14 protein-coding genes are annotated in these 16,377 nt (G+C 61.0%); all 14 read left to right on the top strand.

Annotation, left to right across the window (positions count from 1 at the left end; translation table 11 throughout):
- The 14 genes from ACFPN2_RS31765 to ACFPN2_RS31700 all read left to right on the top strand — a co-directional run bounded on the left by ACFPN2_RS31765 (position 1) and on the right by ACFPN2_RS31700 (position 16,326).
- Positions 1–1,023, top strand: a complete 1,023-nt coding sequence (locus ACFPN2_RS31765; RefSeq protein WP_380604236.1) for an NUDIX domain-containing protein — start codon at positions 1–3, stop codon at positions 1,021–1,023.
- 91 nt (positions 1,024–1,114) lie between these two features.
- Positions 1,115–1,780 carry a peroxiredoxin gene (locus ACFPN2_RS31760; RefSeq protein WP_380604234.1) on the top strand — a complete coding sequence of 222 codons (666 nt, stop codon included), beginning with the start codon at positions 1,115–1,117 and terminating at the stop codon, positions 1,778–1,780.
- 298 nt (positions 1,781–2,078) lie between these two features.
- Positions 2,079–3,476 (top strand): aspartate ammonia-lyase, encoded by a 1,398-nt coding sequence (locus ACFPN2_RS31755; RefSeq protein ID WP_380606711.1) that lies wholly within the window; start codon positions 2,079–2,081, stop codon positions 3,474–3,476.
- Between the two features lie 88 nt (positions 3,477–3,564).
- Positions 3,565–4,581, top strand: coding sequence for a type II asparaginase (locus ACFPN2_RS31750; protein ID WP_380606709.1), 1,017 nt, complete (start codon positions 3,565–3,567; stop codon positions 4,579–4,581).
- Between the two features lie 6 nt (positions 4,582–4,587).
- Positions 4,588–5,832, top strand: coding sequence for an OprO/OprP family phosphate-selective porin (locus ACFPN2_RS31745; protein WP_380604232.1), 1,245 nt, complete (start codon positions 4,588–4,590; stop codon positions 5,830–5,832).
- A 107-nt stretch (positions 5,833–5,939) separates the two neighbouring features.
- Positions 5,940–7,133, top strand: a complete 1,194-nt coding sequence (locus ACFPN2_RS31740) for a DcaP family trimeric outer membrane transporter (protein WP_380604230.1) — start codon at positions 5,940–5,942, stop codon at positions 7,131–7,133.
- 1 nt (position 7,134) lies between these two features.
- Entirely contained in the window at positions 7,135–8,172 is a 1,038-nt protein-coding gene (gene glsA, locus ACFPN2_RS31735) for a glutaminase A (RefSeq protein ID WP_380604228.1), read from the top strand.
- Positions 8,173–8,258: 86 nt separating this feature from the next.
- Positions 8,259–9,572, top strand: a complete 1,314-nt coding sequence (locus tag ACFPN2_RS31730; protein WP_380604226.1) for a porin family protein — start codon at positions 8,259–8,261, stop codon at positions 9,570–9,572.
- A 10-nt stretch (positions 9,573–9,582) separates the two neighbouring features.
- A complete protein-coding gene (locus ACFPN2_RS31725) occupies positions 9,583–10,641 on the top strand; it encodes an amidohydrolase family protein (RefSeq protein ID WP_380604224.1) in 1,059 nt (352 codons plus the stop codon).
- Entirely contained in the window at positions 10,617–12,194 is a 1,578-nt protein-coding gene (locus tag ACFPN2_RS31720; RefSeq protein WP_380604222.1) for a mechanosensitive ion channel family protein, read from the top strand. Before ACFPN2_RS31725 ends, ACFPN2_RS31720 begins: the two co-directional genes overlap by 25 nt.
- Positions 12,195–12,353: 159 nt before the next feature.
- Positions 12,354–12,974 (top strand): porin family protein, encoded by a 621-nt coding sequence (locus ACFPN2_RS31715; protein ID WP_380604220.1) that lies wholly within the window; start codon positions 12,354–12,356, stop codon positions 12,972–12,974.
- A gap of 106 nt (positions 12,975–13,080) precedes the next feature.
- A complete protein-coding gene (locus ACFPN2_RS31710) occupies positions 13,081–14,391 on the top strand; it encodes a two-component system sensor histidine kinase NtrB (protein WP_380604218.1) in 1,311 nt (436 codons plus the stop codon).
- 109 nt (positions 14,392–14,500) lie between these two features.
- The gene (locus tag ACFPN2_RS31705; RefSeq protein ID WP_380604216.1) at positions 14,501–15,496 is read left to right on the top strand and encodes a helix-turn-helix domain-containing protein; all 996 of its coding nucleotides are present in this window, start codon (positions 14,501–14,503) and stop codon (positions 15,494–15,496) included.
- Positions 15,493–16,326, top strand: coding sequence for a hypothetical protein (locus tag ACFPN2_RS31700; protein ID WP_380604214.1), 834 nt, complete (start codon positions 15,493–15,495; stop codon positions 16,324–16,326). Before ACFPN2_RS31705 ends, ACFPN2_RS31700 begins: the two co-directional genes overlap by 4 nt.
- Positions 16,327–16,377 lie beyond the last annotated feature (51 nt).

The raw sequence follows: 16,377 nt of genomic DNA, 5'->3' as shown, positions 1-16,377 counted from the left end.
ATGAGCTCGACCATCGCCGTCATCATTGGCCGGTTTCAAATCCTGCAACGAGGGCATGGCACGTTGTTGCAGGCGGCGCTGGCCGTCGCGCCCAAAGTGGTCATCGTCATCGGTTCGGCGTTTCGGGCGCGCGATGCTCACAATCCTTTCACTTGGGAAGAGCGCAAACAGCAGTTCGAAGCGGTGCTGACGCCCGAGCAGCGACAACGCGTCGAGTTCCTGCCGGTCCGCGATTACTACGACGATCAACGTTGGGGCGACGCCGTGCGCACGGGCTTGGAACGTGTCGCCGGTCGCGGCGCTCAAGTCACATTGGTGGGGTTCAAGAAGGATCACACCTCGGGCTATCTCGATGCGTTCCCCGGCTGGACCGTGCATGAAGTCGAGCCGCAGGTCGACATCAGCGCCAGCGACTTGCGTCGCGTGTACTTCGAGACGCCGAACACTTCGGCGGCGCTGACTGTTATCGGCAACTACGTCGAGCCGGGCGTGCGTGACTATCTGCAGGCGTGGGCACAGCTGCCTGCTTACCGTCAGTGTCAAGCGGAGCATCGAGCGGTCGTTGCTTATCGTGAGAAGTACACCCAGCCGTTCTCTATCACCTCGGATTCGGTGGTGACGACTCGGCAACACGTTTTGTTGATCAAGCGCGGCGGCACCATCGGTCATGGCTTGTGGGCGTTGCCGGGGGGATTTGTCGAGCCCTGGGAACGCTTCTATCCCGCAGCGGTGCGCGAGTTGGCGGAGGAGACGGGCTACAAGCCGCATCCGGCGCAACTGCGGGCCGCACTGAAATCCTCCGCAGTGTTCGATCATCCCTTGCGCTCACCGCGGGGTCGGATTATCACCAATGCCTTTCACTTCGATCTGGGCGATGCTGAGTTTCCCGACGTACAAGGCGCCGACGATGCGAAGCTTGCGCAATGGATTCCGATCGCACAGCTGCCGTCGCTCGAGTCGCAACTCTTCGAAGATCACGCGTGCATCCTCGATCACTTCGTCGGGCTGTACCCCGCGCCTTGACGCATAGCGTGACATTCCAGTCAGCGACAGCTGCATTGCTTCGTCTTATGATTGCGCCCCTGCCTGAAGCTCAGTTGAAAGGAGAGCGATCATGTCATTGCGAATCGGCGATAAAGCACCGGATTTCCAGGCGCAAACCACCAAGGGCGCCATCAGCTTTCATGACTGGCTGGGCAACTCCTGGGGCATTCTGTTTTCGCACCCCAAGGATTTCACGCCCGTGTGCACCACAGAGCTGGGCTATCTGGCGAAGCTCGAGCCCGAGTTCGCCAAGCGCAACACGAAAATCCTGGGCTTGTCGGTCGATCCAGTGACCGATCACGAGCGCTGGCTCAACGACATCAAGGATGTCGGCGGCGCGGCGGTGAACTATCCGCTGATCGGCGATCACGACCTGGCAGTCGCGAAGCTCTACGACATGCTGCCCGCCGATGCGGGCACGAGTTCTCAAGGCCGCACCGCCGCGACCAATCAAACCGTGCGCACGGTTTATATCGTTGGCCCGGACAAGCTGATCAAGGCACTTCTTGTTTATCCGATGAGCAGCGGCCGCAACTTCGACGAGGTGTTGCGCCTGCTGGATTCGATTCAGCTGACCGCCGAGCACAAGGTCGCGACACCGGTGAACTGGAAGCATGGCGAAGACGTGATCATCGTGCCGTCGGTCTCCGACGACGAAGCCAAGCAGCGCTTCCCGCAAGGCTGGAAGACGGTGAAGCCCTACCTGCGCGTCGTGCCTCAGCCGAAGAAGCAATAACGGCGTCGGGTCGGCACGTCGCAACGGCGTGCCGACTGCCCGCGCCGGGCGCTCGAAATAAGAACTAAATAAGAATTCGTCATCGGCTGCGTACTACGCGCTGTCCGTAGTGCCCGCATTACGCATCGAATTGGTATTTACCCACTTCGATACTGCGTGTCCCTCGTCAAGGTACTCACTCAAGGAACCGACAATGACGCGGACAGCCCGGTTCACGCTATTCGTGGCGTGTTGTTGCCTGCCGCTCGCATCGCTCGCCGACAACGCCCCCAAGAAACAAGCGCCGCCTGGAACTCGCATGGAACACGATCTGCTCGGCGACAAGGCCGTGCCAGCCAATGCGTACTACGGCGTGCAGACCGCCCGCGCGCTTGAGAATTTCCAGATCTCCAATGTGCCGATGAGCTTCTATCCTGAGTTCGTCGAAGCCTTCGCCATGGTGAAAGTGGCGGCCGCGCGTGCCAACACGAGCGTCGGCGCGATGAAGCCGGATCGACTGGCGGCCATCGAGAAGGCGTACGAGGCCATCAAGGCCGGCCGCTATCACGATCAGTTCAAGGTCGATTGGTATCAAGGCGGTGCCGGCACCTCCGCGAACATGAATGCCAACGAGGTGATGGCGAATGTCGGCCTGGAGCTGTCGGGGCGCCAGAAGGGCGAGTACCAGTACCTGGAGCCGCACGACGATCTGAACATGTCGCAGTCGACCAACGATTCGTATCCGACTGCGATCAAAGTGGCCTTCATCCTGCGCAATGCCAAGCTGGTCGATGAGCTGCAGAAGCTGGCGAAGTCGTTGCGCGCCAAGGGCAATCAGTATCTGGAGATTCCGAAGATGGGACGCACCGAGCTGCAGGACGCGGTGCCCATGACGGTCGGCCAGGAGTTCCATGCGTTCGGCGCGTCGCTGGAAAGCGAGATTGATCTGCTCAAGGACGCCGAGAAATACCTGTACGCGGTCAACATGGGCGCGACCGCCATCGGCAGCGGCATCAATGTGCCGAAGGGATATCCGGAAGCGACCGCGAGGGAGCTGGCCAAGCTCACCGGCAAGCCCATCGTGCCGGCGAAAGATATGTTCGCGGCGACCTGGGATCAGCAGGGCTTCGTCGTGTATTCGGGCGCGCTCAAGAGCGTCGCCGTCAAGCTGTCGAAGATTTCCAGCGATTTGATCCTGCTGGCGTCCGGGCCGCGTGCCGGTCTGGGCGAGATCGATCTGCCGGCCATTCAACCCGGCTCATCGATCATGCCGGGCAAGGTCAACCCGGTGATTCCGGAGCTCATCAACATCATCGCGTTCCGCGTCGTCGGCAACGATGCGGGCGTGTCCATGGCCGCTCACTCCGGACAACTGCAGCTCAACGCCTATGAGCCGCTGGTGGGCCTGGCGGTGATGGAATCGCAGCAACTGCTACAGAAGGGCGCGATGGCATTGCGAACCAAATGCGTCGACGCCATCACCGTGAACGAACAGATTCTCAGCCGCTACATGGAGGAGACGGTGGGCATCGTCACCGCGCTGAATCCCGTGATCGGCTATGAGAAAGCGACCGAGCTCGCGAATGAGGCCTATCGGACCGACAAAGGCCTGCTGGAAATCATCCGCGAAAAGAAAATCCTGACCGAGGAGCAGATCAAGGATCTGCTCGATCCGGTGAAGCTGGCGAACCTCGACAAGAGCAAGTATCCGCATTGACTCGACCGAATCGAACGAAGGAGAGGATGGTATGAATGCGCGCCTCAAAACCTGGGCTGCGTTGCTGACCGCGGTGTCGCTTTGGTCGATGTGCTGGTATGCGCTCGCGGATCAGCAGAAACCGAAGGTCACCATTCTGGCGACGGGTGGAACGATCGCAGGTGCCGCGGCGACAGGAACTCAATCCGGCTACACATCGGGTGCCGTGACCATCGACGCGATGCTTGCCGCTGTGCCCGGCATCGACAAGATCGCGACCGTGAAAGGCGAACAGGTCGCCAACGTCGGCTCGCAGGACATGTCGTTCGATATCCTGCTCAAGGTCGCCAAGCGCATCAATGCCATCGCGCCCAATGCCGACGTCAACGGCATCGTGATCACGCACGGCACCGACACGATGGAAGAGTCGGCCTATTTCCTGAATCTCACGGCGAAGACCGACAAACCGATCGTGATGGTTGGATCGATGCGCCCGTCGACGGCCGTGAGCGCCGACGGTCCGCTCAATTTGTATAACGCTGTGGGAGTCGCCGCCGATCCAAAGGCGAAGGGGCGCGGCGTGCTCGTCGTCATGAACGATCAGATTCATGCGGCGCATTCGCTGACCAAGACGAGCACGACCGCGGTTGAAACCTTCATGTCGCCGGGTCGCGGCCTGGTCGGCGTGGCGAGCTACGGCAAGAACGATTGGTACAACTCGCCGATCTGGAAGCATACGACCCAGAGCGAGTTCGATATTTCCAACGTCACCCAACTGCCGCGCGTCGACGTCATCTTCGCCGATGTCGACATGCCGGGGGATCTGATCGATGCCTCCGTCGCCAAGGGCGCGAAAGGCATCGTCATCGCGGGCGTCGGCAATGGCAACATGAACAAGGCGGCTGTCGATGCCGCGTCCAGGGCTGCCAAGAGCGGGGTCATCGTGGTTCGTGCCAGCCGGGTGCCGACCGGTCTCGTAGGCCGCAATGTCGAGCTCGACGATGACAAGCTCGGCTTCATCGCGTCGTATGAGCTGAATCCGCAGAAGGCGCGCATTCTGCTGGCGCTGGCGTTGCTCAAGCAGCGCTCGCTCGATGACATTCAGAAGCTCTACGACATGTATTAGTAGAGTATGCGAGTCCATGCTCGCTGGATCTGGTGCGTACTGTTGGTGGCTGCGGGTTCCGCTGCGGCTGCCGAGGACACTCTCGATGCGGCGGAGGCGGACGGCCCCGGTCCCCGCCGCCAGCTCGTTTCCTGGAACGAATATGAGGGGCCGTACTTCACCGCGCGTCTCGGTAGCGGGTTTCTCTATGACTATGTTGCTTACTCGCAGGACGACGACAGTAAAGAGCAGATGACATTGCGGCCCACCGGCCAGCTGCGCGACTTTCGTTTGCTACTCAAAGGACGATTCCCGACAGTGCCGCGGCTGAGCTACACGCTCGGTTATATGTACGACGCCGGCATCGAGGCGTGGCGCTTTCGTCAAACGGGCCTGATGCTCGACGTGCCGGAGCTGGGCGGCAATCTGTTCATCGGCCGTACCAAGGAAGGCTTCTCGACCAACAAGGCGATGGTGGGTTACCACGGTTGGGCGAACGAGCGTTCGGCTGCGAATGACGCATTCCTGCCGATTCTCGCCGACGGCGTGAAATGGACCGGTGTCGCGGCCGGCGGTAAGCTGGTTTACAACCTGGGCTGGTTCAAAGACACGCGCTCCGAAAACGAATCGTTCAATCGGAACGACAATCAGTTCGCGATGCGCGGCGTATGGCTGCCATTGGGCGACGGCAAGGAATCGCCGCGCCTGTTGCATCTGGCGCTCGAGTATCGCTATGGCGAATCGGATGACGGCACGCTGCGTTATCGCGCCAAGCCGGAATCGTTCCCGGCGCAATCGTATGCGATCGATACCGGCACGTTCGCGGCGCATAACTCAAACATGTATGGCGTCGAGACGTACTACCGCGACGGGCCGTGGATTGTGGGCATGGAGTACTTCTTCAACGAAGTTTCGGCGCCGCAGTTCGGCGATCCGTTGTTTCATGGAGGAGAGGTGTTCGCGGCGTGGGTGCTGACCGGAGAGACGCGGCCCTACAGTGCCCGCAGCGCTTTGTTTCAAGCAGTGTCACCGGCGCGCACCGTGTTCGAAGGCGGCCCGGGCGCATGGGAGCTCGTGTTGCGGTATTCCTATGCGGACCTGAACGAGGAATCCATTCGCGGCGGCCGCTTTCGCCGCATCACGCCAATGGTCAACTGGCATCTCTCCGATAACGTGCGACTCGAGTTTGCTTACGGCTACGGCCTGCTCGATCGTTTCGGTGTCCAGGGCGCAACACAGTTCTTTCAAACGCGCCTGCAGCTGCAGATGTGATTTAGGGCAAGCCGCCCTTCACCACGAGACAGTGTCGGTATCCCACAGACCTGACTAGCTTGTATGTGCTTTGGCACGGTGTGAATGGGCTGGCAGGAGACGGCGATATGCGAACGTTGCTGCTCGGAATCGCGGGGCTGTTGTGCTCGGCCATGGCGATGTCACAGGACGACAATCAATCCTCGACCATGGACGTCTACGGCTTCGCCATGCTCGACATGGGCTATCAGAGCAAGCAGAACGATCCCGACTGGTTCGACGTCGTGCGGCCGACCAAGCTGCCTTCGTTCAAAGATGAGTTCGGTGCGGACGAAAACTGGTTCTCCGGTGTGCGACAGAGCCGCCTCGGCGTCAAAACCAGCACGCCGACCGGGCTCGGCGATCTGAAGACCATTTTCGAGTTCGAATTGTTCGGCACCGGCGTCGATGCCGGGCAGACGACCTTCCGTCTGCGGCACGCATACGGCGAGCTCGGTCACTTCGGCGCGGGCCAGACCTGGAGCCCGTTCATGGACATCGACGTGTTCCCCAACTCCATCGAGTACTGGGGACCCAACGGCATGGTGTTCTTCCGCAATGTCCAGTTGCGCTGGATGCCAATTCAAGGCGACACGCGACTCACGTTCGCGCTCGAGCGACCGGGCGCCTCGGCCGATCAGGGCAACTACTCGGATCGCATCGAATTGCAAAACATCTCGCCGCACTTTCCGTATCCCGATGTGTCCGGCGAGTTCCGGCTCGGCCGCGACTGGGGCTACGTCGAGATCGCGGGCATCGTGCGTTACATCGAGTGGGAGGACCGGCTGGCGGATCAATTCAATCTGTCGGGCGATGAGGTTGGCTGGGGCGTGAACCTCAGCTCGAACCTCAAGCTCGGCAACAGCACCCTGCGTCTGCAGGCCGTGTACGGCGAGGGCATCCAGAACTACATGAACGATGCGCCTGCGGACGTAGGCATTCGTAACAACTTCAGCAATCCGACCCGGCCCATCGTCGGTGAAGTGCTGCCGGTGCTGGGCATCGTCGCCTTCATCGACATCAACTGGAACGATCACATGTCGACCTCGCTCGGGTATTCGATGGTCGACATCGACAACTCCGACGGCCAGGCCGACGACGCGTTCAAGCATGGCGACTATGCGCTGGTGAACCTGCTGTTCACGCCGGTGAAGAATTTCATGTGGGGGCCCGAAGTTCAGTACGGGCGCCGCGAAAATTTCCGCGACGGTTTCACTTCGGACGATCTCCGCGTGCAGTTCTCATTCAAATACAGCTTCAGTCGAACTTTCGGAGGAGGTTGAAATGAGCTCTCGCTGCGGTTTTATCGGGCTTGCCTCGTTGCTGAGCGTATTCGTCTTGGCACCTGCGATGGCGCAGATCAAAGAGGCGGATCAGGTCCAGTCGGCGCTGAACACTGTGTACACCAAGTACAAGGACTCCAAGGACGGCAAGAATGCCGACTACATTCCGGCGCTGGCGCGCGTCGATCCGAAGATCTACGGCATCGCGCTGGTGACCACCGACGGGAAGATCTATACCGCCGGCGATGTGAAATCGGAAGTCTCGATCCAGTCGATCTCGAAAGTCTTCACCATGGCCAAGGTGATGGAAGAGCAGGGCCCGGATGCGATCGCCAAGCGCATCGGCGTGGATGCGACCGGCATGCGCTTCAACTCCATCGTCGCGGTCGAGTTCGCCGAGAAAGAGCTCGGAGGGCCTGAGATCAATCCGCTGGTGAATCCCGGTGCGATCACCGCGACCAGCATGGTCAAGGGCAAGTCGCGCGACGAAGTGTGGAAGAGCATCCTCGATTTCCATTCGGCGTTCGCGGGTCGTCCGCTCAGCGTCAACGAAGAAGTGTTCAAATCGGAAGCGGAAACCAATCAGCGCAATCAGGCGATCGGCTCGCTGATGTATGCCTACGGTTTCATCAAGGACAACCCGGGCCAGGCGGTCGACATCTACACCGAACAGTGCGCGATCAGCGTCAATGCCAAGGACCTCGCGACGATGGCGGCGACACTCGCCAACGGGGGCAAGAATCCGGTGACCAACAAGCAGGTGATGAAGTCGCAGAACGTGCCGGAAGTGCTGGCCGTGATGGCGACTGCCGGGCTCTACGACGATTCCGGCAAGTGGTTGTATCACACCGGTCTGCCAGCGAAGAGCGGTGTGGGTGGCGGCCTCATCGCGGTCTCGCCGGGCAAATTCGGAATTGCCGTCGTCTCGCCGCCGCTCGATGAGGCGGGTAACAGCGTGCGGGCGCAGAGAGCGATTACAGATGTTTCCAACACGCTCGGCGGCAATCCATACGCACCGGCGGTCGCCAAAGCGAAGTGACATCACGCCGCTCGGGAAATAGCGAGGGAAGCATGGGCGCATTGTCGTCCCTTTGGGTTCGCGCGTTGTGCTCATGGATGGGGTCCTTGCTGCTCCTGGCTGGCACCGTGGTTGCGGAGGAGGCCGACGCGCCGGCGTCGAGCAGTGAGAGTGAGTCGACGCCCAAGCTGTTCGAGCCCGACCCGAGACTGGCCAACGACAAGCCCACCTGGGGCGCGCTCGACACGACCGGTCAAGGCATCGTGCTGTTCGACGACAAGGACATGGGGCAAGTCGCCCTGAGCGCGTATGCCCTGGTTCGTTATATCGATCAACGACCGGCGGAGCAGAGTTTCATCGATCACCTCGGCAATGAGCACGACATCGATACGCGACGGGACATCCAGTTCCATCGGGCGATGATTCATCTGAAGGGCTGGTTCTATACGCCCAAGTTCCGTTACCAGGTCACGGTGTGGACGGTGATGTCCACCGACCAGACCACGCTGTATGGTTTCCTGGGCTATCAATTCAACAAATGGTTCAACCTCTATGGCGGCATCAACACGCCCGGCGGCTCGCGCTCGGTAATGGGCTCGCATCCGCTGTGGCTCGCGAACGATCGCGTCATGGCCGACGAGTTCTTCCGCGGCAGCTTCACCGGCACGCTATGGGCGAACGGCGAAGTGTTGCCGGGCCTGTGGTACCACGTCGCGCTGTCCAACAATCTGAGTCAGCTCGGCGTCACCGCCAGCCAGCTCACCCGTGATATCGCCACCGGCTATGGCATGTGGTGGATGCCGACCACCCACGAATTCGGCCCTCAGGGCGCGTACGGCGATTGGGAATATCACGAGACGGTGGCGACGCGTTTCGGCTTTTCTCATATCCGCAGCCGCGAGAATCGTCAGGAGCTCGAGAACAACAATCCCGATAACACGCAGGTCAGGCTGGCGGACAGCCTGCTGCTGTTCAATACCGGCTCGCTCGCGCCGGGCGTGACCGTGCAGGAAGCCGATTGGGAATCTCTCTCGATCGATGCAGGCATGAAGTACCGAGGCATCTTCCTGCAGGCCGAGTACTACCGGCGCCAGCTCGATCATTTCGTCGCCGATGGCCCGGTGCCGGTCAGGAAGATCGTCGACGACGGGTTCTATGTGCAGGGCGCGTTCTTCCCGATCAAGCAGAAGCTCGAGCTGTACGGGGCGACGTCATGGGTGTTCGGCGACGAAGACGCGGGCTTCGGCGAATCGCGGGAATACATCGTCGGCGCGAACTACTACCCGGCGCACACGCGCAAGCTGCGAGTGAACGCGCAGATCATCGACATCAAGAAGTCCGCTGTGAGCAGTACGTTCGGTTTCTATGTCGGCGGTCAGACCGGCACGACGTATTCCGTGGCCGCATCGATGCTGTTTTGAGAGGGAATGTATGCGTCCATTTGCCGTTGCCGCCGCGATTGCATTGATGGCGGGCGCGAGCCACGCCGTCGAAGGGGCGCAGCCTGCATATCAGGTCAACGACTCGCACTTCCACCTGACCAACTATGTGCAGGAAGGAACCGACATCCGCGACTTCCTGAAGATCATGGGGGATCGGGTCGGGCGGGTCGCGTTGTTCGGCATTCCGCTGCAACAAACCTGGTCGTATCGGAACAGCGGGGATTTCGCGCCGACGTACTATCTGCAGACCGACTCGCCACTCTATTACTACTCGTTCACCGACGCCTATATCGCGATGGCGTATCTGTCGCTGCCGGAGCGTGACCGGGCGCGCTTCGATCCGATGATCACCGGCTTCAATCCCGCCGACATGTATGCGGCGGATCACATCAAGCGCGTGCTGAGAACCTTCCCGGGCGTGTTCACCGGCATCGGCGAGTTCACCATTCACAAGGAGTTCGTGTCATCGAAGATCGCCGGCGATGTCGCGAGCCTGACCGATCCGGCCCTCGATCGGATCTTCGACTTCGCGGCGGAAGCGGGGCTGGTCGTGATTCTTCACAACGACATCGATATGCCGTATCCGAAGAAGGACCAGGAGCCGTATGAGCTGAAGCAGTTGTCGGCGCTGTTCCGCCGACATCCGCGCACCAGCATCATCTGGGCCCACTGCGGAGTGGGGCGCGTCGTGAGGCCGATTGAGAATCAGCTGGAGCTGCTGGAGCGCGCGTTGAACGATCCCGCCAGCTCGCATGTGTCGATCGATATCTCCTGGACTGAGACCGCGAAGTACATCGTCGCGACGCCCGAGACGACCCGTCGTGTCGCGCAGACCATCAATCGCTTTCCGGATCGCTTCCTGTTCGGCACCGACGAAGTCGCGCCGACCGATCAGGGCAGCTATCTGAAGATCTACGACCTGTACCAGCCGCTGTTCGCTCAGCTCACTCCCGAGGCCAGCGAGAAACTGCGCAAAGGCAACTACGAGCGGTTGTTCGATGAAGCGCGACGCAGGGTGCGCGCATGGGAGAAGGCAAACGTGAAATGACACGCTGGGGCTGCATCGTCGCTGTGTTGCTGATCTGCCTGAGTGCATCGGTGCATGCCGAGTTCACGCCGGCGGCGGAGCCTGCGGTGTTGTCGCTGTGGAATCGGCCGATCGTGACCTTTCGTGCCACCGTCGACGGCGTATCTCCCGAGCAGCGCGTCGAAAATTCCCGTAAGCGCATCGCTGAGCATCTCAAGGCAGGGCCGCCCATGCCGGTCGCGACGCGCGAAACAACGATCGGCGCGGTGCACGGCATTCTGGTCACCATGGGACCCGATGTCGCATTCGGCCTGGTCCAGGGCGATCTCGAAGCCGAAGCATCGATGTCACTCCAGCAAGCTGCCGATCGCGCGGCAGGGCGTCTGCGCGAGGCGTTTCAGGCACGAGCACAACAGCAGCGTCCCACGATCCTGCTGCGAGGTATCGGCCTGAGCCTGGTCGCTCTTCTGGTGTTCAGTGTCGCGATCAAGCTGATCTTGATGGCTCGTGAGTGGTCGATCCGTAGCATCGAGCGGCGGCTGCAGTTGCGTCACTGGGTGATTGGCGGCGTCGATATTCTTCCCACGCTCGCGACCCTCGAGCGCGCGACGTTTCGGGTGTTGACCTGGGGGGCGATCGCAGTCCTCACGTATTTGTTCGCGATCTTTCTGTTGCAGGCGTTCCCGTATACCGAGCCGCTTGGCGATCGGCTGGGCGAATATCTGCGCGACCGACTCGCAGCCGGACTGCTGGCGGTGCTCAAGTCGGCGCCGAACATCATCGGCATCGTCGCGATCATTTTCATGACGCGCTCGATTTCGCTCTGGCTTTCGCGGGTGGTCGCCGAAGTCGAGCAGGGCGTGCGTACCATGACGTGGATCGGGCAGGGCCAGGCCCGCGCGACCCGTCGCATCGCCAGCGGTCTGATCTGGCTCCTGGGACTGGCGGTTGCTTACTCGTTGTTGCCCTGGTCGAACAATCCCATCTTTCAAGGCATGAGCATCGTGCTCGGCCTCGGCGCATCGCTGGCGTCGGCGGGATTGGTCAATCAATGGATCAGCGGCGTCGTAGTGCTGTACTCGCGCTCGTTTCGCATCGGGGATTACGTGAGGGTGAGCGATGTCGAGGGCTACGTGACGGAGATGGGGCCGCTCGCGACCAAGCTTCACACCATACGGGCGGAAGAGATCACAGTCCCGAACGCCGTCATGACCAGCGATAAGCTCATCAACTACTCTCGGCTCGGGGACGAGCACGGTGCGTTACTGAGTGTATCGCTCGCCATCGGCTACGACGTGGCGTGGCGGCAGGTCGAGGCGTTGCTGTTGCAGGCGGCGGCGGACACCGAGGGCGTGCGACTCGAGCCCGCCCCTCGCGTATTGCGCTGGGAGTTGAGTGACTTCTACGTCGAGTATCAGCTGCACGTCCGTCTGGTGAACGCCGCATATCGCGCCACAGTGCGCTCTGAGCTGAATTCAAACATCCTCGACCAGTTCAATGCCGCCCACGTGCAGATCATGACACCGCATTTCGAAGGGCAGCCGGAAAAACCGGTGCTGGTCGCGCATCGATAGAACGGGCCTGCCGGGAAAGTTACTCGGTGCGGTGGGAAGGAATCTACGCGCAAGGGGCACTCTCGAACTTGTGTGACCCCGGTGCCCGCCTTACGGACTCGTGAGCCAAGTGGCGGGACGCAACATCCTCTGCTCGCCAAATAACATCAGGAGCCCATCATGCGCACGTCGATCTTGCCTTTATTGCGATACGCCTGCGTCGTGTTGGCGGCTGCGTCCTTCGCGGGGCAGGCATTGGCGGACGACAACAATTCCGGTCCATACATCGGTGCCGGCTACGGCCAGTTCGACGTCAAGATCGAGAACGTCGAGGATGTCACCGATGTGATAGGCAATATCGACACTGACGACGGTGCCTGGAAGGCGTTCTTCGGCTGGCGCTTCAACAAGTTTCTTTCGCTCGAGGCTGACTATGTCGACCTCGGCAATCCGCGCGGCAATTTCAACGCATCGGGATCGGATGGCAATTATTCCGTGGACTTGTCCGGCTTCAGCGGCTATGTCATCGGCACCTTGCCCATCACCATCTTCGAGCTCTCGGCGAAAGCCGGTTACTACTGGCACGACGTGAAGCTCGACGTCAATTTCAACAACGTCGGCGCGAACAACGGCAACGTCCTGCACACGGACGACAACGGCGAGGCCTGGGTCTACGGCGTCGGTGCCGGTGTCACGCTCATCGAGCACATCAATCTGCTGCTGGAATACGAGTACATGGACCTGCAAAAGCAGTTGAAGGATGCCCACGTGTTCTGGGTGTCGGCTGCATGGCGCTTCTAGAAACATTCGCTAACACTTGAAATATATGCTGTTTCAGAGTAAATCATCCGCGCGGGGGGCTGTCGCGGCGGCATAGGGGGCGGTTCGAGTCTCTGGATGTGAGCCTATGGCCATCGATCTCCATGGATGGGAAGTGTGGTTGGTAAGTTCGGTGATTCTCGCGTGCGGCCTGTTCGTGGCCCGCCTCGCCGCGAAACATCGACAGCGCGCACGAGTGCTTGCCGGGCGTCTGCGCCAAAGCCGATTGGCTTTGAAACGAGCGCGGGCGCAACTGCGTGCGCGCACGGAACGGCAGAAACTCACGTTACGCGCCAGTAACGATGTCATCCTCTATTGGAATGCCCACAGCGGCCTGGTGCGCTGGAGTGCCAACGGCCAACGTTTCTTCGGTGCCCCACCCAGACCCACCAACGTCTGGCGATTGTTACAACGATGTGTGGATGAGCAGGATCGCGAGCGCGTACGGCACGAGCTGCAACGTTTCCTGGCGGGGCGCGAGGCCGTCTGGGAGCACGAGTTCACATTGCAGGTCCCGAACGGCACGCGCGTCCCGGTTCGCGTCAGAGCCGTTCTGGTCAGAGAGGCGTCAGGCAAACCTCGCAAGATGGTTGGCGCGCTGAGCGACATGACTGACTCATGGGCGGCGCGAGACGCTGCCAGAGCGCTGGCGCGAGCCGCGCGGCTGGCCACGATAGGGGAGGTCACCGCGGGCATCACTCACGAAGTGACGCAGCCGCTGGGCGCTATTCTCAACAACGCCGAGACCGGGCTGTTCCTGTTACAACAGAAACGGCCGCCGCTCGAGACGATCCGAACCATTCTGGAAGACATTCGCAACGACGACCTTCGGGCCAGCCAGGTCGTACGCCGTACACGGGCGCTGCTGCAGAATCGAGCGATGGTTCGCGAGCCAGTGAATTTGAATAAAGTGCTCGCCGAAGCCGTGGATCTGCTGTGGATGCAGGCCCGGCGCAGAGGTATCGAGTTGAGCCTGTCGCAAGGTTCCATTCCTTCGATCAGCGCCGACTCGGTGCATCTCCAGCAAGTGATCATCAATTTGATCGGCAATGCGCTGGATGCCACCGAGGTGGATATCACAGGGACCAAGCGTGTCGACGTGCTCAGCGATCACACCGATGGCTGCGTGCGCGTTTCGGTGCGGGACAGCGGCTGTGGCATCGCGCCGGAACACCTCGAGACCATCTTCGAATCGTTTCACAGCGGCAAGGCCGACGGTCTCGGGCTCGGGCTCTCCATTGCTCGCGCCATCGTCAAAGCGCACGGCGGACGCATCTTTGCCGAAAACAACCAACACGGCCCGGGTGCGACGGTGTCCTTCGAAATCCCGGAGCCTGTCGACGCTGCAACGCCTTTCTCCTCCGCTCCGATCCGATGGGTCCGCCAGGCGGCCGACTAAGTCCGTAATAAGGGTACCTACCCACTCACTCGAACCGGTTCTCGCGCGGTCGGCCGCCGCGCTACCTATGTGCTTTACAACACGGATCGAAGTAACGCACCGAGGCGCCATGGCTACTACCGCATCGTCGCTGATTCACGCTCACGGCCTGGACGAGGCCTGCGAACAGCTCGCCCCATTTATAAATGTTCGCTACGTGCAGCTGGAGCGGGGCATGGCGTGCGCGCGTGGCTCCGTCGCTCGAATGGATCAATTAGTCGTCGGCTATGTGGAAGCCGATCGTCACAAGCTTGAGTGTCTCGACATTCCGCGCGGACAAATGATGCTCATCGTTCCAATTCGCGGACGCGCGCGATTGGGCACGACCGGCATCGGGCCGGGACAGGCGATCATCGCTCATGGGCCGACGCCCCTGGTCGTTTGCTCAGATCGGGAGTATCGATCGTGCTTCGTGTCGATACCGGATCGAGGCGTCGGCAGGTTCATCGGTCAGGACTATGCGGCCACGGGTTCCATTCGTGTCCGGCCGCTGCACGCGTCGGGAGCGAGAATAGAAACATTCGAGAGCTACGCCCGCCGAACCATCGATGCGGCGGAGGCGGGCACGTCGGAGCTGGCGGCCTCAGCCAATGCACTCCTGGACCTGTGCGACACCTGGTTGCGCGAAGAGCGGGGCGACGACGTAACGTCGCCGGCGTCGACGGCTCGATGCCAGGCCGCGGTGAGAGCGCGGCAATATATCGACGAGCATCTGGATCGTCCCTTGACGCTCGCCAGCGTGTGTCAGGCGAGCTATGTCAGCCCGCGAGCGCTGGAGTATGGATTCAGAGAGATCTTCGGCGTCTCGCCCATCGCATACATTCGTTGCGCGCGTCTATCACGCGTACGACGTGAGTTGTACTTTTCACCGCACTCCATCGGCCGGGTCACTCAGCTCGCGATGAAGTGGGGCTTCTGGCATCTGAGTCAGTTCTCGAAAGATTATTACGATCTGTTCGGTGAGCTGCCGTCGGTCACGCTGGGACGCGCCAGCGGCCGGATCGACAGAAGCGGCTGCGATTGTGAGGAGACCGCGGCGCGTGTCGCCGTGGCGGAGGGGTTGTGAGGACCCTGATCGTGTTGTTGCTGCTTGCGGCGACGGGAGAGAGCTTCGGGCGAGAGGCTTCTCAGACCAGCACGGAGATCTTCATGGTCAGGCCACGGGCACCCTCGGCGGAACGGCGCTTCCTCGAGGTCGTCGTGCTGCGCGAAGCGGCGATCGATCATGCTCTCGGGCCGATTCTCGAAGACGCGTGCACCAAGATCACCCTCGAGTTCGCCGTGCCGGACGATGCTTCTTATCCCTCCGATGCCGCTGCCTACGATCCGTCCCGCCATACCCTGACGTTTCGTCGACAACTGCTCGGCTGGGTCGGCCGCGGCGTGCAATCGTGGGCGAGGGCGTACTGGCCTTACTACAAGAACGATGACATGCGAGCCATGTTGCCGGTGATCGAAATCATCGACGACGCGCTGTGGATGACTCATCTGCAGGAGGCCGCGCATCGCAAAGGTCTCACGTGGCCGCCTCAGGAGTGCGCCTCGCTGGATATTCAGAAGCGGCTGGGCTGCGAGATGCTGGTGTGGGGCGCGATGACGTCACGTCGTCCTGCGCAGCCCATGTTCAACACCAATCGGGTCGATATGTTCTGGCCGGAGAACTTGCAGGAGCTGCGTGCGCGCGGCTGGCGTCAGGGCGATGCAGTGTATCGGGACGTGCAGCAGCTGGGCGGATCGATGCTGGTGCGCCCGCTCATTGCGGAGTTCGGCGTGCCGCGCGTCCTCCAGTACATAGCCCAAACTCCGTTTTATATCCAGGACGACAACGTGCGGGCCTCGGTGCTGCAGTACCAGGAGCAGGCGAGGCTGGCGCTGACAGCGAATGCGATTAATTGATAGCTCGCGCGCCGGCCCGATCCGAAGATCCAAAGACTCACCATGAGGTTT

It is taken from the genome of Steroidobacter flavus (assembly GCF_042651805.1).
GTDB classification, from domain to species: domain Bacteria; phylum Pseudomonadota; class Gammaproteobacteria; order Steroidobacterales; family Steroidobacteraceae; genus Steroidobacter; species Steroidobacter flavus.
This window is presented reverse-complemented; position numbering and strand designations above follow the sequence as displayed.